The organism is Cupriavidus nantongensis (genome assembly GCF_001598055.1).
Taxonomy (GTDB): domain Bacteria; phylum Pseudomonadota; class Gammaproteobacteria; order Burkholderiales; family Burkholderiaceae; genus Cupriavidus; species Cupriavidus nantongensis.
Map to the genome: position 1 here is coordinate 3,504,818 of NZ_CP014844.1, position 20,150 is coordinate 3,524,967.

19 protein-coding genes are annotated in these 20,150 nt (G+C 69.3%); 4 read left to right on the plus strand and 15 right to left on the minus strand.

The window, feature by feature from the left end:
• Nucleotides 1-9: 9 nt before the first annotated feature.
• The 11 genes from A2G96_RS16195 to A2G96_RS33735 all read right to left on the minus strand — a co-directional run bounded on the left by A2G96_RS16195 (nucleotide 10) and on the right by A2G96_RS33735 (nucleotide 12,607).
• Nucleotides 10-1,170, minus strand: a complete 1,161-nt coding sequence (locus A2G96_RS16195) for a CaiB/BaiF CoA transferase family protein (RefSeq protein ID WP_062800921.1) — start codon at nucleotides 1,168-1,170, stop codon at nucleotides 10-12.
• Between the two features lie 12 nt (nucleotides 1,171-1,182).
• Nucleotides 1,183-2,349: an acyl-CoA dehydrogenase family protein gene (locus A2G96_RS16200; RefSeq protein ID WP_062800923.1), complete on the minus strand. Its 1,167-nt coding sequence runs from the start codon at nucleotides 2,347-2,349 to the stop codon at nucleotides 1,183-1,185.
• 40 nt (nucleotides 2,350-2,389) lie between these two features.
• Complete coding sequence (locus A2G96_RS16205; protein WP_062800925.1) at nucleotides 2,390-3,367, minus strand: Bug family tripartite tricarboxylate transporter substrate binding protein; 978 nt, start codon at nucleotides 3,365-3,367, stop codon at nucleotides 2,390-2,392.
• A 47-nt stretch (nucleotides 3,368-3,414) separates the two neighbouring features.
• Nucleotides 3,415-3,804: a cupin domain-containing protein gene (locus A2G96_RS16210; protein ID WP_062800927.1), complete on the minus strand. Its 390-nt coding sequence runs from the start codon at nucleotides 3,802-3,804 to the stop codon at nucleotides 3,415-3,417.
• 175 nt (nucleotides 3,805-3,979) lie between these two features.
• On the minus strand, nucleotides 3,980-4,675 hold the full coding sequence (gene kdpE / locus A2G96_RS16215; protein ID WP_062800930.1) for a two-component system response regulator KdpE: 696 nt from the start codon (nucleotides 4,673-4,675) through the stop codon (nucleotides 3,980-3,982).
• A 31-nt stretch (nucleotides 4,676-4,706) separates the two neighbouring features.
• Nucleotides 4,707-7,565 carry a sensor histidine kinase gene (locus A2G96_RS16220; RefSeq protein WP_062800932.1) on the minus strand — a complete coding sequence of 953 codons (2,859 nt, stop codon included), beginning with the start codon at nucleotides 7,563-7,565 and terminating at the stop codon, nucleotides 4,707-4,709.
• Nucleotides 7,566-7,652: 87 nt separating this feature from the next.
• Nucleotides 7,653-8,291: a potassium-transporting ATPase subunit KdpC gene (gene kdpC / locus A2G96_RS16225; protein WP_082818982.1), complete on the minus strand. Its 639-nt coding sequence runs from the start codon at nucleotides 8,289-8,291 to the stop codon at nucleotides 7,653-7,655.
• A 33-nt stretch (nucleotides 8,292-8,324) separates the two neighbouring features.
• On the minus strand, nucleotides 8,325-10,508 hold the full coding sequence (kdpB, locus tag A2G96_RS16230) for a potassium-transporting ATPase subunit KdpB (protein ID WP_062802215.1): 2,184 nt from the start codon (nucleotides 10,506-10,508) through the stop codon (nucleotides 8,325-8,327).
• A gap of 43 nt (nucleotides 10,509-10,551) precedes the next feature.
• Nucleotides 10,552-12,369: a potassium-transporting ATPase subunit KdpA gene (gene kdpA, locus A2G96_RS16235; protein WP_062800934.1), complete on the minus strand. Its 1,818-nt coding sequence runs from the start codon at nucleotides 12,367-12,369 to the stop codon at nucleotides 10,552-10,554.
• Entirely contained in the window at nucleotides 12,369-12,458 is a 90-nt protein-coding gene (locus A2G96_RS16240; protein WP_062800936.1) for a potassium-transporting ATPase subunit F, read from the minus strand. The genes kdpA and A2G96_RS16240 overlap by 1 nt, the downstream gene beginning before the upstream one ends.
• Nucleotides 12,458-12,607 carry a hypothetical protein gene (locus tag A2G96_RS33735; protein ID WP_154676086.1) on the minus strand — a complete coding sequence of 50 codons (150 nt, stop codon included), beginning with the start codon at nucleotides 12,605-12,607 and terminating at the stop codon, nucleotides 12,458-12,460. The genes A2G96_RS16240 and A2G96_RS33735 overlap by 1 nt, the downstream gene beginning before the upstream one ends.
• A gap of 452 nt (nucleotides 12,608-13,059) precedes the next feature.
• On the opposite strand from A2G96_RS33735, the gene rpsU reads away from it, so the two are divergent.
• The 4 genes from rpsU (at nucleotide 13,060) to A2G96_RS16260 (ending at nucleotide 15,633) form a co-directional block, all read left to right on the plus strand.
• Nucleotides 13,060-13,272 carry a 30S ribosomal protein S21 gene (gene rpsU / locus A2G96_RS16245; RefSeq protein ID WP_010814647.1) on the plus strand — a complete coding sequence of 71 codons (213 nt, stop codon included), beginning with the start codon at nucleotides 13,060-13,062 and terminating at the stop codon, nucleotides 13,270-13,272.
• 179 nt (nucleotides 13,273-13,451) lie between these two features.
• Nucleotides 13,452-14,363 (plus strand): nodulation factor ABC transporter ATP-binding protein NodI, encoded by a 912-nt coding sequence (nodI, locus tag A2G96_RS16250; protein WP_062800938.1) that lies wholly within the window; start codon nucleotides 13,452-13,454, stop codon nucleotides 14,361-14,363.
• Nucleotides 14,364-14,376: 13 nt separating this feature from the next.
• Nucleotides 14,377-15,228: an ABC transporter permease gene (locus A2G96_RS16255; RefSeq protein WP_062800940.1), complete on the plus strand. Its 852-nt coding sequence runs from the start codon at nucleotides 14,377-14,379 to the stop codon at nucleotides 15,226-15,228.
• A gap of 39 nt (nucleotides 15,229-15,267) precedes the next feature.
• Nucleotides 15,268-15,633, plus strand: coding sequence for a hypothetical protein (locus A2G96_RS16260; RefSeq protein WP_062800942.1), 366 nt, complete (start codon nucleotides 15,268-15,270; stop codon nucleotides 15,631-15,633).
• A 4-nt stretch (nucleotides 15,634-15,637) separates the two neighbouring features.
• Here the strand turns inward: A2G96_RS16260 and A2G96_RS16265 are convergent, their stop codons facing one another.
• From A2G96_RS16265 to A2G96_RS16280, 4 genes are all read right to left on the minus strand, one after another.
• Nucleotides 15,638-16,843, minus strand: a complete 1,206-nt coding sequence (locus tag A2G96_RS16265) for an O-succinylhomoserine sulfhydrylase (protein ID WP_062800945.1) — start codon at nucleotides 16,841-16,843, stop codon at nucleotides 15,638-15,640.
• 344 nt (nucleotides 16,844-17,187) lie between these two features.
• Entirely contained in the window at nucleotides 17,188-18,717 is a 1,530-nt protein-coding gene (gene purF / locus A2G96_RS16270) for an amidophosphoribosyltransferase (RefSeq protein ID WP_062800947.1), read from the minus strand.
• Between the two features lie 103 nt (nucleotides 18,718-18,820).
• Nucleotides 18,821-19,318 (minus strand): CvpA family protein, encoded by a 498-nt coding sequence (locus A2G96_RS16275; RefSeq protein ID WP_025585719.1) that lies wholly within the window; start codon nucleotides 19,316-19,318, stop codon nucleotides 18,821-18,823.
• 40 nt (nucleotides 19,319-19,358) lie between these two features.
• Nucleotides 19,359-20,099 (minus strand): SPOR domain-containing protein, encoded by a 741-nt coding sequence (locus tag A2G96_RS16280; protein WP_062800949.1) that lies wholly within the window; start codon nucleotides 20,097-20,099, stop codon nucleotides 19,359-19,361.
• Nucleotides 20,100-20,150: the final 51 nt, after the last annotated feature.

Consider the following 20,150-nt stretch of genomic DNA (forward strand, 5'->3'; position numbering starts at 1 on the left):
TAGCGCGGGTCAGTCCTCCGGGTTTCCCGCCCGCGGCAAGGCCTGCGGCCAGCTGCGGATATTGCCGGGCGTGCGCGAGAAGCGCGTGGGAATGCCCACGCCGCGCAGGCGCCCTTCGCTCGGATGGTCGTACTCGAACATCATGCCGGTGGCGCGCAGGTGCGGGTCGTCGGCAAGGCTGTCGAAGTGCGGCACCTCGCTGTGCGGGATGTCGGCATCGCGCAGCAGCGCCAGCCATTCGGCGGTGGAGCGCTGCGCGACGATCTCGGCCAGCGTGGCATAGAGCGCGTCGATATTGGCGCTGCGCGCGGCCGGCGTCGCGTAGCGCGGATCGCTGGCCAGCGGTGCATGGCCGGAGACATCGAAGAAGCGCTGCCATTGCGCGCTGGTGTACGGCAGCAGCGCGATATGCCCGTCGCGGGTGCGGTACGGCTTGCGGTGCAGCGACATCACGCGCGGATAGCCGGCCGGCCCGAGCGGCGGCACGAAGGTCTGCCCGGCCAGTTGCTCGGTCGCCAGGAACGACACCAGCGTCTCGAACATCGGCACCTCGATGGCCTGGCCGCGGCCGGAACGCTCGCGCTCATATAGCGCCATCGGAATCGCGTAGGCCACGGTCAGCCCGGCGACCTTGTCGGCGAGGATGGTGTTGACGTACTGCGGCCCTTCGTTCGAGTTGGCGCCCTGGAACTGCGCCATGCCGCTGCGGGCCTGGATGATGTCGTCGAACGCGGGCGCGCCGGCGTACGGCCCCGACTCCGAATAGCCATAGGCGCCGCAGTAGATCAGCCGCGGATGGTCGGCGCACAGCGAGGCATAGTCGAGCCCGAGCTTGCGCAACGACTGCGGCCGCACGTTCGAGACAAAGACATCGGCGCCGGCGATCAGCGTCTTCAGCGCCGCCAGGTCGTCGGGCTGCTTCACGTCCAGCACCACGAACCGCTTGTTGCGGTTCAGGTTGAGGAAGCTCGCGCCCATGGCGGCGTGCCGCGCCGGCTCGGCATGGCGGAACACATCGCCGGCCGGCGGCTCGACCTTGATCACCTCGGCGCCCATGTCGCCAAGGATCTGCGTGGCATACGGCCCCATCGCCACCGAGGTCATGTCGATCACGCGGATCCCGGCCAGCGGCCCGGTCGGCACACTGCCCTGCGCTGCCTTGTCTTGCATCGTCGCTCCCGCTCAGTACGACTTGGGCAAGCCCAGCACGCGCTCGGCGATAAAGCACAGGATCAGCTGCGGGCTGACCGGCGCGATGCGCGGGATATACGACTCGCGCAGCAGCCGCTCGACGCGGTATTCGCGCGAATAGCCCATGCCGCCCAGCGTCAGGATCGCGGTCTGGCAGGCATTGTGGCCGGCCTCGGCGGCGAGGTACTTGGCGGCATTGGCCTCGGCCCCGCACGACTGGCCCGCGTCGTAGCGCGCCGCGGCCTTGAGCATCATCAGGTTGGCCGACTCCAGCTGCATCCAGGCCTGCGCCAGCGGATGCTGCACGCCCTGGTTCATGCCGATGGGGCGGCCGAACACCACGCGTTCCTTGGCGTACTGCGTGGCGATGGCCAGCGCCGCGCGGCCCAGCCCGATGGCCTCGGCCGCGATCAGGATGCGCTCCGGGTTGAGCCCGTGCAGGATGTACTCGAAGCCCTTGCCCTCTTCGCCGATGCGGTCCTCGTCGGGGATGAACAGGTCGTCGATGAACAGCATGTTGGTGTCGACGGCGGCGCGGCCCATCTTGTCGATCTCGCGGATCTCGATCTTGCTGCGGTCGACTTTGGTATAGAACAGCGACAGCCCCTCGGTCGATTTCTTCACCGACTCCAGCGGCGTGGTGCGGGCCAGCAGCAGCATGCGGTCGGCCACCTGCGCGGTGGAAATCCAGATCTTGCGCCCGCTCACCGAATAGCCGCCCGGCACCTTCCGCGCAAAGGTCTTGAGCTTGGTGGTGTCGAGCCCGGCGTCGGGCTCGGTCACGCCGAAGCAGGCCTTCTCCTGGCCGGCGATCAGCGGCGGCAGGAAGCGGCCCTTCTGCGCGTCGGTGCCGAACACCACCACCGGGTTCAGGCCGAACACGTTCATGTGCACCGCCGACGCGCCGGTCATGCCCGCGCCCGACTGCGAGATGGTCTGCATCACCAGCGCCGCTTCCAGGATGCCCAGCCCCGCACCGCCGAAGGCCTCGGGCATGGCCACGCCGAGCCAGCCGCCTTCGCACAGCGTCTGGTAGAACTCGTGCGGATAAGTGCCGGACTTGTCGAGGCGGTCCCAGTATTCCATGTCGAACTGCGCGCAGACCTGCTGCACCGCCTCGACGATGGAGGCCTGTTCTTCGGAGAGATCGAAATTCATCGCGTTACCTGCTTGCTGTCGTTGTCGGTTCGATGGTGTCTTATTCCGGCTGGATGCCCGCGTCCTTCACCAGCCGCGCCCACTTCTGCAATTCGGCTACGACAAACTGGTTGAGCTCGGCCGGCGTGCTGCCGAACGGCTCGAAGCCGAGCGCGTGGAACTGCGCCGCATGCTGCTTGCTGGTGGCGATCGCCACCAGCTCGCGGTTCAGGCGCTCGACCACCGGGGCCGGCACCCCGGCCGGCGCGAACACGCCGTTCCACGAGGTCACGTCGAAGCCCTTCAGTTCCGGCACGCTTGCCAGCGGCGGCAGGTCGGGCAGCAGCGCGCTGCGCTGCGCGGTGGTGACCGCCAGCGCGCGCAGCTTGCCGGCGCGCACGTTGGCGATGCCGGCGGCGAAGTCGACGAACATCGCCTGCACCTGGCCGCCCATCACGTCGGTCATCGCCGGCGGCGTGCTCTTGTACGGCACGTGCAGCATCTTCAGCCCCGCCATCTTCGACAGCGTCGCGCCCGAGACGATGCCGGTGCTGTTGCCGCTGGCATAGGTCAGGCCCGGATGCGCCTTGGCGTAGTCGACGAACTCGCGCAGCGTCTTGACCGGCAGCGCCGGGTTGACCACCAGCATGAACGGCAGGTTGCCCATGCGCGAGATCGGCGTGAAATCCTTGACCGGGTCATAGCGCAACTGCTTCATCAGCGACGGGTTGGCCGAATGCGTGGTGTTGGTGGTCATGAACAGCGTATAGCCGTCGGCGGGCGCCTTGGCGACGAACTCCGCGGCGATGGTGCCGTTGGCACCGGGCTTATTGTCGACCACCACCGGCTGTTGCAGCGACTCGCCCAGGTACTTCGCGGTAAGGCGCGCCACCGCATCGGTGCCGCTGCCGGCGGCAAACGGCACCACCAGGCGCAGCGGCTTGGCGGGGAATTCATCGGCGGCCAGCACCGGGGTGGCAGCCAGCGCCGCGCTGCAACCCAGCACCAGGCCGGCAAAAGCGTTCTTGAAGGACTTCACGGTGGTTGTCTCCTGTAGTTTTGTGCCCTGCCCGTGACCGCCGCCGGTCAGGCGGGCCGTATCACGCGTTCAGGGGATTCCTCGTAAGGCGGTGAATAGATCACCAGAATCTTCGCGGGCTCGTCGCTGACCACCGTGAAGACGTGCATCTGGTCCGGTGGGAAGAAGCAGCAGTCGCCCGGACCGAGCTCCCTGCGCTGGCCTCCGACCTCGGCAATGGCGCGTCCTTCCAGCACGTAACAGACCTGTTCGATGCCGGGATGCGCGTGCGGCAGCGCGCCCTTGCCCTTCTCGATGGTGCCGTGGATCACTTCCAGGTGGCGCGAGCCGACCGTCTCGGGCGCGATCAGCCGGCGGTTGAGCGTGCCGACATGGTTGGCGGGGTGGTAGCCCTCGACCTCGTCGGTCGAGATGAAATACACGGGTTGGTCCGGCATGCGGGTCTCCTGCCTGAATTCATGTTTATGAATAATAGTTTATACACATGAATTTTGCCGTCAAACGATTTCGACGCGTGTGCGGGTTTACCGGGAGCGGACGGCATGGACGAGCGCTGCCCTCACGCGGCGCGTGGTCGACCTGAAACGGATGATGTGAAGTGGCTTGCGGCGTTCAGCCGGCGAAGCGATAACCGACGCCGACCTCGGTCAGCAACCACGCCGGCTGGGCCGGGTCGGCCTCCAGCTTGTGGCGCAGGTGGCCCATGTAGACGCGCAGGTAGTGGCTGCTGTCGGCATGGGACGGCCCCCATACTTCGCGCAGCAGCTCGCGGTGCGTCATGACCTTGCCGCGGTGCGCCAGCAGCACCGCCAGCAGACGGTATTCGATCGGGGTCAGGTGCACCGCCTCTCCCCCGCGCGTGACCTGCCGGCTGGCGAGGTCAACCGCGACCTCACCGAACGCCACCTGCGCCCGCCCCTGCGCGCCGGCGCGCGCATGCCGGCGCAACAGCACACGCAGCCGCGCCACCAGCTCGCCCACGCCGAAGGGCTTGGTCAGGTAGTCGTCGGCGCCGGCGTCGAGCGCGCGGATCTTCTCGGTCTCGTCGGTGCGCGCCGACAGCACCAGCACCGGCACCTCGGTCCAGGTGCGCAGCTCGCCGATCATCGACACGCCGTCGCCGTCGGGCAGGCCCAGGTCCAGGATCACCAGGTCGGGCTGGCGCGTGCCGGCCTCGATCAGGCCGCGCTGCAGCGTATCGGCCTCGTGCACGGTGCAGCCCTCGTCTTGCAGCGCCGCGCGCACGAAGCGGCGGATATGGGGCTCGTCTTCCACCAGCAGCACCGTGGGCGAAAACTCGAATGGCATGACGCGTTGCTTCCTTGCAAGATTGGCGGGTTCAGGCCGGCACGCCGGCCGCTTCGGGTTCCAGCACCGGCGGGGTGCCGCGCGGCAGCGAGACCACGAAGCGCGCGCCTGTCCCCTCGCCCTGCGCCTGCGGATGCACCGGCTCGACCCGGATGCTGCCGCCGTGCGCCTGCACGATCGCCTCGCACACGGCCAGCCCCAGGCCGACGCCGCTGGTGGCAGATTCGCGCTCGCCACGCGTGAATTTCTCGAACACCTGGCGCGCCATCGCGGCCGGCACGCCAGGGCCGTTGTCCTCGACCATCAGGTGCACCGACGCTTCGCTGACCTCGCCACGCAGCCGGATCTCGGTGCCCGGCGCGGTGTACTTGGCGGCGTTCTCGAGCAGGTTGCACAGCACGCGCTCGATCAGCACGCCGTCGCATTCCACCAGCGGCAGCGCCGACAGGCCGGCCACCACCACGCGGTGCCGCGCCAGCGCATCGCGCAGCGACGCCAGCGCCGCGCCGGCCAGCTCTTCGAACGACTGCCAGGTCTTGCGCAGCGCCACGTTGGGGCCCTGCAGCCGGGCCATGTCGAGCAGGTTGGCCACCATCGCATGCATGCGCCGCGCCTGGTCGCGCATGGCACCGACCGTTTCGGCCACGCCCGGCGCCAGCGGCGGCGTGCCGCGCTGCAGGGTCTCGGCCATGCCGATCAGGCTGGTCAGCGGCGTGCGCAGGTCGTGCGACACCGCCGCCAGCAGCGAACTGCGCAGGCGCTCCGATTCCATCGTCAGCAGGGCCTGCTGCGCGACCTCGACGTAATGCAGCCGCTCCAGCGCGATCGCGATCAGCGTGGCAAAGACATCGGCCTGGCGCCGCAGCGCCGGCTGCGCAAAGGCACGCCAGGCGCGCGGCTCGACCGCGAGCACGCCGCGCACCTGCATCGGCGCTTTCAGCGGCAAGTACAGCACCGTGCCGGCCGGCAGCGTGTCGGTGCCGGTGCCGGCCGGCTGGCCGTGGTCGAATACCCATTGCGCCAGCACATGGTCGATGGCGTCGCTCTGCGCCGCGACGCCGGCTTGCGCATTGCTCTCGGCATCGGTAGCGGCTGGCAGCAGCCGCCCTTGCGGGCCGGCCAGGAAGAATGCCGCACGCGCGTCGAAGGCCGCACGCAGGAAGCGGCTGCCGATGGCGACGATCTGCGCATCGGTCAGCGCCGCCGACAGTTCGCGCGCCAGCTCGTACAGCGTGCGCGCATCGGTCTCGCGCTGGACCGACACGCGCGCCTGCTCGCGCAGCCCGGCGGTGAGCTGCCCGATCACCAGCCCCACCGCCAGCATCACCAGGAAGGTCACCAGGTATTGCACGTCGCTGACCGCGAACGACAGCTGCGGCGGCACGAAGAAGAAGTCGAACGCGCCCACTGCCAGCAGCGCTGCGAAGGCGCCGGCGGTGCGTCCGTGGCGCAGCGCCACCCCCGCCACCGCCAGCAGGAACAGCATGGCGATATTGACCAGGTCGAACCATGGCCGCGCCAGCGCCGACAGCGCGGTGGCGCCGGCGCACCAGGCCACCGCCCACAACAGGCCGGGCCACTGTGCCGGACGCGCCTCTTCAGCTTGCAGGTCGATGCCATGCGCACCGCGGGCGGCATCGGGCGCGTCATGCCGGACCGCATCGGCGGCGACGCGGATCACGTCGACCTCCGGGCACGCGGCCGCCAGCGCATCGGCAAAGCTGCTGCGCCCGAACAGCCAGGCGCGCGCGCCCAGCCACGGCGACAGCAGCTGCGCCAGCCAGGCATGCAGGCGGCCGGGCAGCGCACCGCCGCGGTCACGCCAGCGCGCCGGGGTGCGACCGATCAGGACCTTGGTCAGGTTGTGCCGCCGCACATAGCCGGCCACCGCCGCCACCATGTCGCTGCCGGCCAGGGTCTCGGTGCGCGCGCCCAGCGACTCGGCCAGCCGCATGGCCTCGTCCAGCTGCGCGCGCAGCGGGTCCGGCACCGGCGCCAGCCGCGGCACCGACACCGTCACCACATGGCAGTCGCAATCGAGCTGCGCCGCCAGCCGGCGCGCGCTGCGCACCACCTGCGCGGCATCGCTGCCGTGGCCGATGCAGGCCAGCACCGCTTCGCGCGTGCGCCACACCGGCTCGATCGACGCCTGCTGGCGGTAGGCACGCACATCGTCGTCGACGCGGTCGGCGGTGCGGCGCAGCGCCAGCTCGCGCAGCGCGATCAGGTTGCCCTTGCGGAAGAAGTGCTGCACCGCGTGGCGGGCCTGTTCGGGCACGTACACCCGGCCTTCGCGCAGCCGGCGCAGCAGCTCGTCGGCGGGCAGGTCGACCAACACCACTTCGTCGGCCTCGTCGAAGACCGCGTCAGGCACGGTCTCGCGCACGCGGATGCCGGTGATGCCGGCCACCGCCTGGTTCAGGCTGTCGAGGTGCTGGACGTTGACGGTGGTCCAGACGTCGATGCCGGCCGAGCGCAGCTCGGCGATGTCCTGCCAGCGCTTGGGATGGCGGCTGCCGGGCGCGTTGCTGTGGGCCAGTTCGTCGACCAGCACCAGCGCCGGCCGGCGCGCCAGCGCGGCATCGAGATCGAATTCCTGCAGCGCACGGCCGCGGTGCTCGAGCACGCGCCGCGGCAGCTGCTCGAGGCCTTCGGCAAGCGCCTCGGTCTCGGCGCGGCCATGGCTTTCGACCACACCCACGACGACATCGCCGCCCTGCTCGCGCAGCGCGCGCGCCGCCGCCAGCATGGCAAAGGTCTTGCCGACGCCGGCCGAGGCGCCGAAGTAGATGCGCAGGCGTCCGCGCGCGGCGCGTTCGCCGTCGGCCTGCAGGCGTTGCAGCAGGTGGTCGGGATCGGGGCGGAGGTCGTCGGCTGGGCGCGCGGGCATGGTGGACGCGCTCACGTTGCGGCAGGGTGAACGCAGCCAGATTGTGCCATGCAGGCTGGCGCGTGGCCCGCCGCGTGGTCCGTCCCTTCAGCGCGCCGGCAGCGCATCCAGTGCCAGGTTCAGCCGCAGCACGTTGACGCCGGCCTCGCCCAGCACCGGCAGCAGCGGCTTGTCGGTATGCGCGGCGATCAGCGCGCGCACCTGCGCGAGCGGCAAACCCCGCGCCCGCGCCACGCGTGCCGCCTGGTACTCGGCCGCGGCCACGCTGATATGCGGGTCCAGGCCGCTGCCGGAGGCGGTCACCAGGTCTACCGGCACCGGCGCGGTGTTGCCGGGATCGGCCGCGCGCAGCGCCTCGATGCGCACGCGGGCCGCGTCGGCCAGCGCCGGGTTCGACGGCCCCAGGTTGGAGCCGCCGGAGGCCCCGCCGTTATAAGGCATCGGCGCGGTCGCCGAGGGCCGGCCCCAGAAGTCGCCGGGCGCGGAGAACGGCTGGCCGATCAGCTCGGATCCCAGCACCTTGCCGTCGCGCACGATCAGCGAGCCGGCCGCCTGGTGCGGAAAGGCCGCGCCGGCAATCATGGTGATCGCCGCGGGGTACAGCAGGCCGGTCAGCAGCGACAGCGCCAGCAGGATCACCAGCGCCGGGCGCAGCAGGCCGCCCTGCCCTTCGGTTTGCGCAGTGGGCGCAGCGTGCGCGGTGTCGGCAGTGATTGGATTGGACATGGTTGCTCCGAAGATTGTTTGGATCGGGTCGGATCAGGCCCAGCCCATGGCGGCCAGGCCCAGGTCGATCAGCTTGATGCCGGCAAACGGCACCGCGATGCCGCCCAGCCCGTACACCAGCAGGTTGCGGCGCAGCAGCGCGGCGGCGCCGAGCGCGCGATAGCGCACGCCGCGCAGCGCCAGCGGGATCAGCACCACGATGATCAGCGCGTTGAAGATCACCGCCGACAGGATTGCCGATGCCGGCGTGGCCAGCCCCATCACGTTGAGCAGGCCCAGCTGCGGATAGGTGGTGGCGAAGGCCGCGGGAATGATCGCGAAATACTTGGCCAGGTCGTTGGCCACGCTGAAGGTGGTGAGCGCGCCGCGGGTCATCAGCATCTGCTTGCCGATGCCGACGATCTCGATCAGCTTGGTCGGGTTGCTGTCGAGGTCGACCATGTTGCCGGCCTCGCGCGCGGCCTGCGTGCCGCTGTTCATGGCGACCGCGACGTCGGCCTGCGCCAGCGCCGGGGCATCGTTGGTGCCGTCGCCGGTCATCGCCACCAGCCGCCCTTCGGCCTGGTACTGGCGGATCAGCGCAAGCTTGGCTTCGGGCGTGGCCTCGGCGAGGAAGTCGTCGACGCCCGCCTCGGCGGCGATCGCGGCGGCGGTCAGCCGGTTGTCGCCGGTGATCATCACGGTGCGGATGCCCATGCGGCGCAGTTCGCCGAAGCGCTCGCGGATGCCGCGCTTGACCGTGTCCTTCAGCTCCACCACGCCCAGCACGCGCACCTCGGTCCCGGCCAGCTCGGCCACCACCAGCGGCGTGCTGCCGGCCCGCGCCACGTCCTCGACCGCGTGCGTGACCGCATCCGGGAACTTGCCCGCATGCCCGGCCACGTAGCGGCGCACCGCGTCGGCCGCACCCTTGCGCACGCTGCGCCGCGACGCGCCGTCGTCGAGGTCGACGCCGCTCATGCGCGTCTGCGCGCTGAACGGCACGAACACCGGCCGCGCCGCGCCCATGCCCGGGGCGTCGGCGCCGGCCTGCTGGCGCGCCAGCGCCACGATGCTGCGGCCCTCGGGGGTTTCATCGGCCAGCGACGACAGCCACGCTGCGGCCGCCAGCTGGCGTTCGCTCACACCCGGCGCCGGCAGCATCCGCGCGGCCTGGCGGTTGCCCAGCGTGATCGTGCCGGTCTTGTCGAGCAGCAGCACGTCGACGTCGCCGGCCGCTTCCACCGCGCGCCCCGAGGTGGCGATCACGTTGGCCGCCATCATGCGGCTCATGCCGGCCACGCCGATCGCCGACAGCAGCCCGCCGATGGTGGTCGGGATCAGGCACACCAGCAGCGCCACCAGCACGGTCACGGTGACCGGCAGCCCCGCGCCCGTCGCCCGCACGCTGTAGGCGGAAAACGGCAGCAGCGTGGCCGTGGCCAGCAGCAGCACCATCGACAGCCCGACCAGCAGGATCGTCAGCGCCAGCTCGTTGGGCGTCTTCTGGCGCCGCGCGCCTTCGACCATCGAGATCATCCGGTCGATAAAGCTCTCGCCGGGATTGGTGGTGATGCGCACCACGATCCAGTCGGACAGCACGCGCGTGCCGCCGGTGACCGACGAGAAATCGCCGCCGGATTCGCGGATCACCGGAGCCGATTCGCCGGTGATGGCGCTTTCGTCGACCGAGGCCACGCCTTCGATCACCTCGCCGTCGCCGGGGATCATGTCGCCGGCCTCGACCAGCACCACGTCGCCGCGGCGCAGCGTGGTGGCCGGACGCACCTGCACGGCGCCGTCGCGGCGGCCCTCGGTCAGCACGCGCGCGCTCGCGCTGCGCTTGAGCCCGCGCAGCGATGCGGCCTGCTGCCGGCTGCGGCCTTCGGCCAGGGCCTCGGCAAAGTTGGCAAACAGCACGGTGACCCACAGCCAGACCGTGACCGCGACGATAAAGCCGGCGCTCTCGGTGGCATGCGGCGGCGGCGCGACCAGCGCGCGCAGCGCCAGCAGCGTGGTCAGGATGGCGCCGGCATAGACCACGAACATCACCGGGTTGCGCAGCTGCTCGCGCGGCGACAGCTTGCGCAGCGCCGCGAGCAGCGCGGGGCGCACCAGTTCGGGCGACAGCAGCCGGCGCGGCGTGCGCGCGGGGTCGTGGGGATGATCATGGGCGGCGCCGTCCTCGGCGCGCTCCGGGGCGGCCTGGGGCCGCGTGCTAAGGGTATCGGGTTGCATCATGGAAACAGGTTCGCGAGTGGCGATTCGTCGGGGACGGGGATCAGCGCGCAGCGCCGGCCAGCACGCCTTGCAGGTGTTCGGCGACCGGCCCCAGCGCCAGCGCCGGGACATAGGTCAGCGCGCCCACCATCAGCACGGAGCCGGCCAGCAGCACCACGAACAGCGCGCCGTGCGTGGGCATGGTGCCGCCGGTGGCAGGCAGCGCCGGCTTGGCCGCCAGCGATCCCGCCAGCGCCAGCACCGGGATCACGACCCAGAAGCGGCCGAACCACATCGCCGCGGCCAGCAGCGTGTTGTAGAACGGGGTGTTGGCCGACAGGCCCGCGAACGCGCTGCCGTTGTTGTTGGCGGCCGAAGACAGCGCGTACAGGATCTCGGAAAAACCGTGCGTGCCGGGGTTGAGCACGCCCGCGCGGCCCGCGCCCGCCATCACCGCCACCGCCGTGCCCAGCAGCACCAGCAGCGGCGTGACCAGGATCACGATCACGGTCATCTTCATCTCGAAGGCCTCGATCTTCTTGCCGAGGTATTCCGGCGTGCGGCCGATCATCAGGCCGGCGATAAACACCGCCAGCACCGCATAGACCAGCATGCCGTACAGGCCGGAGCCGACCCCGCCGAACACCACCTCGCCCAGCTGCATCAGCAGCCTCGGCACCATGCCGCCCAGCGCGGTGAAGGAATCGTGCATGGCATTGACCGCGCCGCACGACGCCGCCGTGGTGATCGCCGCGAACAGCGCGGAGGCGGCCACGCCGAAGCGCGTTTCCTTGCCTTCCATATTGCCGCCCGCCTGCAGCGCGGAGCCCGCGTGGTCCAGCGGCAGCGCGGACAGCACCGTCCCGGCACGCTGCTCGGCGAGCGCGGCCAGGCACGCCATGGCCACGAACAGCAGCGTCATCGCCGCCAGCACCGCCACGCCTTGCCGGCGGTCCCGCACCATCTCCCCGAAGGTGAAGCACAGCGCGGCGGGGATCAGGAAGATCGCCAGCATCTCGATCAGGTTGGACAGCGCGGTCGGGTTCTCGTACGGATGCGCGGAGTTGGCATTGAAGAAGCCGCCGCCGTTGGTGCCCAGCATCTTGATCGCTTCCTGCGAGGCCACCGGCCCCATTGGCAGCGTCTGCGTGTGCGCCGTGGCCGCACGGGTCAGCGCCTGGCCGTGCGCATCGGTGACCGGATTGCCGGCGGCGTCCGCCACCGGCTGGCTGTAGGCGACCGGACGCAGCAGCGCGGCGTCGCGATAGCCGCTGAAATTCTGGATCACGCCCTGGCTCGCCAGCATCAGCGCAATGGCCGAGGCCAGCGGCACCAGCACGTACAGCGTGATACGCGTCAGGTCGACCCAGAAGTTGCCGATGCCGTCCGCGCGCTGGCGCGCGAAGCCGCGGATCAGCGCGAACACTACCGCGATGCCGGTAGCCGCCGAGACAAAGTTCTGCACCGTCAGCGCCAGCATCTGCGTCAGGTAGCTCATGGTCGATTCGCCGGCATAGCCCTGCCAGTTGGTATTGGCGACGAAGCTGACGGCGGTGTTGAAGGCCGAGTCCGGCGACACCGCGCCGAAGCCCTGCGGATTTAGCGGCAGCCAGCCCTGCAGGCGCTGCAGCGCATAGACCGCCACCGCGCCGAGCAGGTTGAAGGCGAGCACGGCGAGCGCATAGCGCCGCCAGCCCATCTGCGCGCCAGGCTGCACGCCGGCAAGCCGGTACAGCGCGCGCTCGAGCGGCCGGCCCCAGCCGGTCAGGCGGTAGCCGTCGTCTTCGACCGCGCGGCGCAGGTAGCGGCCCAGCAATGGCGCAAGGGCCAGCAGGATGGCCAGGTAAAGGGCCAGCAGGCCCGGGAAATCGGTCGGCATCAGAACTTCTCCGGACGGCACAGTGCAATCAGCAGGTAGAGGAAGATGGCCACGGCAAGCGCGCCGGCCAGCAGTTCGGTCCAGTCCATCAGCGGTCTCCGCCGGTGGCGGCATCCGGCTGCGGCCGGTCCAGGGTGGAAACCGGCCGCACCGGGCCGCACAGCCATGCGCACAGCGCGACCAGGGCGACGCTGGCGGCGCCGAAGGCAATCAGAACGAGCAGGAATATCGCATCCATGACGAGCAGAATCGTGAGTGGCAGACGTCACCCAGATTAGGGATGCGGGGATAAAAACGGGGTAGAAAGGCCCGCTACGGCTGTAAAAACGGTATAAAGACGGCTCGCGGCCCGGCACGGACGCCGCAGCGCATTTGGAGTGGCCTCGCGATAACTTCCAGCCCCGGCCGACGCGCGTACGTTGCACTGCATTCTTGACAGCGCCGTCGTATACATGCCATAGTTACGGGCGTATAGCATTCATGGAAACCGGTACTGTCAGGCTCCAGTTATCTTTGGACCTGGCGCTATCACCCCTGACACTGGTTGCACGGACTGAAACGTCCACATCTTTCAGGTTCGCGGGGGCGCACCAGGGCATCGGCCCGGCGTGCAATACCAGTCGCTCCGGCGACCGCAGTTTCCCCCCGTGTGAACCAGCCGCCCCGGCGGCAATCCCCTAAAGGACTGAATTGACTAAGATCGTCTTGAAACCCGGTGAGCCCGTTGAAGTTGCAATGCGGCGTTTCCGTCGTGCCATTCTGCAGACTGGCCTGATCGTTGAACTCAAGAGCCGTACCGCTTACGAGAAGCCGACGACCGAGCGCAAGCGCAAGAAGAAGGCCGCCGAAGCACGCCTGCGCAAGCGCCTGCGCATGCAGATGCTGCCGAAGAAGATGTACTGATTCCGGTACGCTTCGCCGCCTGGCCCCGCCAGGCAAGAAAAACCGCCAGTTCGCTGGCGGTTTTTTTTATGCCTGTGCGCCGGGGCCCGCGCCTGCTGCAACGCGCCAACCGAGGCCGGCGCGGATGACCGGCATAATGGCGGATATTGCGCCGTTGCGGCGCCACACCGGACCCTGTCTTGACTGCCATCCTAGAGTTGCGCAAGGTGCGCAAGCAATACGGCGACACGGTCGTGGTCGACGACCTCGACCTGCAGGTTTTCCGCGGCCAGTGCTTCGGCCTGCTAGGCCCCAACGGCGCCGGCAAGACCACCACGCTGCGGCTGCTGCTGGGCCTGACCACGCCGCTGGCGGGCACGCTGACGCTGTGCGGCGAGCCCATCCCCGAGCGGGCGCCGCAGGCGCGCATGCGCGTGGGCGTGGTGCCGCAGTTCGACAATCTCGATCCGGACTTCTCGGTGATCGAGAACCTGCGCATCTTCGGCCGCTACTTCGGGCTGTCGTCGGCCGAGATCGAGCGCCGCGTGCCGAAGCTGCTGGAATTCGCGCGGCTGGAAAACCGCGCCGACGCGCAGGTGCGCGACCTCTCCGGCGGCATGCGCCGGCGCCTGACGGTGGCGCGCGCGCTGATCAACGACCCGGACCTGCTGGTGATGGACGAGCCCACCACCGGCCTCGACCCGCAGGCGCGCCACCTGATCTGGGAGCGGCTGAAGTCGCTGATGGCCAGCGGCAAGACCATCCTGCTGACCACGCACTTCATGGAAGAAGCCGAACGGCTGTGCAACTACCTGTGCGTGATCGACGGCGGCCGCAAGATCGCCGAAGGCAAGCCGCACGAGCTGATCGACAGCCAGATCGGCTGCGACGTGGTCGAGGTCTATGGCGATGAACTGGAGACGCTGCGCGGCACGCTGACGCCGCTGGCGCAGCGCACCGAAATGAGCGGCGAGACGCTGTTCTGCTACGTGCGCGAGCCCGCCCCGCTGCTGGCGGCGCTGCACGGCAGGAGCGGCGTGCGCTACCTGCGCCGCCCGGCCAACCTCGAGGACGTGTTCCTCAAGCTGACCGGACGCGAGATGCGGGACTGAACCAAGGGACGACATGAGCGAACAGGACCCGCGCGCGGACGCCACCGATGCCTCCCCCGCCGCCGCCATGGCGGCGCGCCAGACCTATCCGCAGCCGCTGCTGCCGCGCAACCTGCGCAACTGGATGATGGTCTGGTACCGCAACTACATGGTGTGGAAGAAGCTGGCGATTCCGTCGATGATCGGCAACCTGGCCGACCCGATGATCTACCTGTTCGGCCTCGGCCTCGGGCTCGGGCTGATGGTTGGCCAGGTCGACGGGGTGTCGTATATCGCCTTCCTGGCGGCCGGCACCACCGCGTCCAGCGTGATGATGTCGGCCAGCTTCGAGTCGATGTATTCGGCATTCTCGCGCATGCATGTGCAGCGCACCTGGGAAGCGATCATGCATGCGCCGCTGACGCTGGGCGACGTGGTGCTGGGCGAGATTGCCTGGGCCGCCAGCAAGGCGGTGCTGTCGGGGCTGGCCATCATGCTGGTGGCGGGCGCGCTCGGCTATGCGCAGATGCCGGGGGCGCTGCTGGCGCTGCCGGTGATCGTGCTGGCCGGGATCGCCTTCGCCGCGCTGGCGATGATCGTCACCGCGCTGGCGCCCAGCTACGACTTTTTCATGTTCTACCAGACCCTGGTGATGACGCCGATGCTGCTGCTGTCGGGCGTGTTCTTCCCGCTGGAACAGCTGCCCGAAGGCGTGCAGGCCGCCGCCAAGGCGCTGCCGCTGGCGCACGCCGTGGCGCTGATCCGGCCGCTGATGCTGGGCCGCCCGGTCGACGGCGCCGGCCTGCACCTGGCGGTGCTGGCCGCCTATGCGGTCATCGCGCTGGTGGTGTGCCTGGTGCTGCTGCGCCGCCGGCTGCTGCGCTGACCCGGCCCGATGCCAGCCTCAACTACTACTACGAGTTCCATGCAGTCTTTATTTCCCCGCTTGCGTCGCCACCGGCGCAACGATAGCCAGACCACTGCCACCCTGCCGCGCATCGCGCTGAGGCTGGCGGCCGCCTGCACCGTCGCGTCGCTGTCCGGCTGCATGGTGATCGGCGCCACCGTGGCGGTCGGCAGCGCCGCGGTATCGACGGTGGCGACGGTGGGCTCGGCCGCGGTCAGCGTGGCCTCGACCGCGGTCGGCGCCACCTACGACGTCACCGCCGCCGGCGTAAAGGCGATGGCCGGCGGCGATGAGCCCGCACCGCAAGCGCCGGCACCGCAAGCGCAGCCATCTCAAGACCCGGCCCCGCAAGAACCGGCGCCGGTGGTCGCGGCGGCAGAGTAGCGCCTCAGTCGCCCAGGCCGCGCAGCAGGTCGGCCTTCAGGTCCTCGACCGACTCCAGCCCCACCGCCAGCCGGATCAGCCCTTCGCCCACGCCCGCGGCTGCCTTGGCCTCGGGGCTGACGCGCGCATGCGTGGTGGTGTACGGGTGCGTGATGGTGGTGCGGGTGTCGCCCAGGTTGCCGGTGATCGAGCACAGCCGGGTGTTGTCGATCACGCGCCAGGCATTGGCGCGCTGCTGCTCGGGCGTTGCGCCCTTGAGCTCGAACGACACGATCGCGCCGCCGCCGCTTTGCTGGCGCATGGCGACCTGGTGCTGCGGATGCGATGGCAGCGCCGGGTGGAACACACGCGCCACCGCCGGATGCGATTCCAGGAACTGCGCCAGCGCCAGCGCGCTGGCCGAATGGCGCTCCATGCGGATCGCCAGCGTCTCCATGCCCTTGAGCAGCACCCATGCATTGAATGCGGACAGCGTCGGCCCGGCGGTGCGCACGAACGGGAATACCTTGCCCATGATGAAGTCGTGCGAGCCCAGCACCGCGCCGCCCAGCACGCGGCCCTGGCCGTCGATATGCTTGGTGGCGGAGTGCACCACGATGTCGGCGCCGAACTTCATCGGCTGCTGCAGCGCCGGCGAGCAGAAGCAGTTGTCGACCACCAGCAGCGCCTTGGCATCGTGGGCGATGTCGGCCACGGCCGCGATGTCGGCGACTTCGGTCAGCGGGTTGGACGGCGTTTCCAGGAAGAACAGCTTCGTGTTCGGACGCACCGCCGCGCGCCACGCTTGCAGGTCGGTGGGATCGACGAAGGTGGTCTCGACGCCGAACTTGCCGAAGATATTGCTGAACAGCGTCATGGTCGAGCCGAAGATCGCGCGCGAGCTGACCAGGTGGTCGCCGGCCTGCATCGACGACAGCACCACCGACAGGATCGCGCTCATGCCCGAGGCGGTCGCCATGCAGGCCTGCGCCCCTTCCAGCGCGGCCAGGCGCGACTGGAACATCGACACGGTGGGATTGGTAAAGCGCGAGTACGTGAAGCCTTCTTCCGAATTGAGAAAGCGCTCGGCGGCCTCGGCGGCGCTGTTGAAGCAGAAGCTCGAGGTCAGGTACATGGCCTCGGAGTGCTCCATGAACTCGCTGCGCAGCGTGCCGGCGCGCACGCCGAGGGTATCGATGCCGAGAGATTCGGGATTGAGCGGTTGGTTCATGCTGGTGGCGCGGTCGTACCCGCGCGAAGGCGATGGTTGCGACAAGCTGCGCGCCGCCCGGCGGACGGCGCGCGGCCATGAAAAAAGCCCGTGCGATCGGTTGGTCGGATCGACGGGCTTGCTGTCCTGCGTGTGCGTATGGCCGTGGGCTTCAGGCTGTGGCGGCCGGCTTCCGGGCCTGGCCGCGCCGGCAAGGCGCTGCGCAGCGGGAATCGTTGCTGGCCACCATCTCTTTAGCTGTTTCGGGCTGTACCCGCGTCCGCAAGCTGACTGTCAAATCGACGCCCGGCCATGTTACGGCCGGGCATCGCATTCGTCAACGCGCGCCAACGCGGTGGCGGGGCTTACTCGTTGCCGCCGGAGCGCTGCAGGTGCAGCTGCGAGCGCTCGGTGTCACCACCGGTGCCGTCGCGGTCGGCCTGGCTGCGCGCGGTTTCCAGGCGGTCCAGGTAGGCCTCGTCGATATCGCCGGTGATGTAGCGGCCGTCGAAGCACGACGCGTCGAAGTCCTTCAGCGCCGGGTTGATGTCGCGCACCGCCTGCTTCATCGCTTCGACGTCCTGGTACACCAGCTTGTCGGCGCCGATGATCTTGGCGATCTCTTCGTGCGTGCGGCCATGCGCGACCAGTTCGCTGCGGGTCGGCATGTCGATGCCGTACACGTTGGGGAACTTCACCGGCGGCGCGGCCGAGGCGAAGATCACCTTGTTGGCGCCGGCGTCGCGCGCCATCTGCACGATCTCGAACGAGGTGGTGCCGCGCACGATCGAGTCGTCGACGATCAGCACGTTCTTGCCCTTGAACTCGACGCCCATGGCGTTGAGCTTCTGGCGCACCGACTTCTTGCGCACCGCCTGGCCCGGCATGATGAAAGTGCGGCCGACATAGCGGTTCTTGAAGAAGCCTTCGCGGTAATTGACGCCCAGGCGGTTGGCCACCTGCATCGCGGCCGGGCGGCTGGAATCCGGGATCGGCATGACCACGTCGATATCGCCGGCCGACACTTCCTGGCGGATCTTCTCGGCCAGGTAGTCGCCCATGCGCAGGCGCGCGTCGTAGACCGGCACGCCGTCGATGCACGAATCCGGGCGAGCCAGGTAGACGTACTCGAAGATGCACGGCGTCAGCAGCGGGTTGTCGGCGCACTGCTTGCTGTAGAGCTTGCCGTCGAGGTCGATGAAGATGGCCTCGCCCGCCGCCACGTCGCGCTCGAACTTGTAGCCGATGCCTTCCAGCGCCACAGATTCCGACGCCACCATCCATTCCTTGCCGGTGGGGGTCTCGACGCTGCCCAGGCACAGCGGGCGGATGCCGAACGGGTCGCGCACCGCGAGCATGCCGTAGCCGGCGATCTGCGCCGCGACCGCGTACGAGCCGCGCACGCGCCGGTGCATGCCCGCGACGGCCTTGAAGATCATGTCCGGATCGAGCGCCATGCCGTTGCTGGCGCGCTGCAGCTCGTCGGCCAGCACGTTCAGCAGCACTTCGGTATCCGAATGCGTGTTGATGTGGCGGCGGTCGCGGCGGAACATTTCCTCGCGCAGCTGCTGCCAGTTGGTCAGGTTGCCGTTATGCGCCAGGATGATGCCGTAGGGGGCGTTGACGTAGAACGGCTGCGCCTCTTCCTCGCTCGACGCCGAGCCGGCGGTCGGGTAGCGCACCTGGCCGATGCCCGCCGTGCCCGGCAGGCCGCGCATGTTGCGGGTGCGGAAGACATCGCGCACCAGGCCGTTGGCCTTGTGCATGTGGAAGGTACTGCCGTTGGCGGTGGCGATGCCGGCAGCATCCTGTCCGCGGTGTTGCAACAACAGCAGGCTGTCGTAAATCAGTTGGTTGACGGGCGTGGATGACACCACACCGACGATACCGCACATGCCAAGCTCCCAGGAAAGGCTTTGATTCAGGGGGCGCAGCCCGGCCCGGGATCCTCCGGGCCCGAAGGCCTGCGTTACTACCAGCCGCGCGACATGCCCGGCCTTATGTCTTCACGTACTTCGCCAGCTCCGGCGGCAGCCATGGCTTGATCGATTCCATGGCCTGCATCACATACGGGCGGCTCACCGCATCGCGCCAGAACGGTTCTTCCGGCAGTTTCGTCAGGCTGGCCAGCGTCACCATCACCATCACCAGCAGCACGCCGCGCAGCAGGCCGAACACCAGTCCCAGGCCGCGGTCGGCAGGCTTGAGGCCGGTGCTCTCCAGCAATTGGCCGACCACCATGCCGGCCAGCGAGGCCCCCAGCACGGTGCCGATCAGCAGCACCACGAAGCCCAGCGCATGGCGTGCCAGCTCGCCGCCCGGCAGCGATTCCGGCATCCAGCCCGCGGCCACCGCGCCGTAGCGGAATGCCACCCAGAACGCCACCACCCAGCCGATCAGCGACAGCACCTCGCGCACCAGCCCGCGCAGCACGCCCAGCAGGCCCGAGGCCAGCAGGATGAAGACCACGGCATAGTCGAAGAAAGTCGGCTGCATCGTTGCTGGCGGCCGCGCACATGCGCCGGCCGCGGCGCCCTTACTGTTCCACGACCTTCGAGGTCAGCCCCACGGCGCGCACGCGCTTGTCGGCGGCATCGGCGGCGTCGCGGTCGTTGAACGGACCGGCACGCAGCAGGATGCGCTCGCCATCGGCCAGCACCTTCCTTTCGACATAGGCCGGCACCTTGCTCGCCTTGAGCTTGGCCAGCCACCCCTTGGCGCGCTCTTCGGAAGAAAACGCGCCGATCAGGATCAGGTACTTGCCGCTGCCGGTCTTGGCCTCGGCTTTGGTTTCAGGCTTCGTCTCGGGCTTGGCTTCGGTCCGCTGTGCAGGCTTGTCGGCAGCGGCAGCAGCAGCCTTCGGCGCATTGACGATTTCCTCGCCGGCATCGAGCGCGGCGGCATCGTTGCGGGACGCCGCTGCGGCAGGCGCGGGCGGCAGCGGATCGGCCTTGCGCGGCTCGACGCGCGGCTTCTGCGAACTGGTGACGCCATTGGCGACCTTGACCGAGACGTCGTCGGACACCGGCCGCGGCTTGGTCTCGAATACGATCGGCAGCACGATCACCGCGGCCACCATCAGCACCACGGCGCCGATCAGCCGGCGGCGCGCGCGCTGCTTCTGCGGGAATTCAGGGTCCAGCGTGTCGTCGGCATACTCGTCGGCGAGGCGGCGCGACGAGGCGATGCCCGCACCCGTATCGGCGCGCTGGCGCCGGGCACGCTCGGGTGCCGGGTCGTTGCCCTTGCGGGAGGAAAACAGCGAAAGCAGGCCCATAGATTGGTTCGGTGATACGCGGTGATAAGGCCCGGTAGGCCGCTCGTTGCG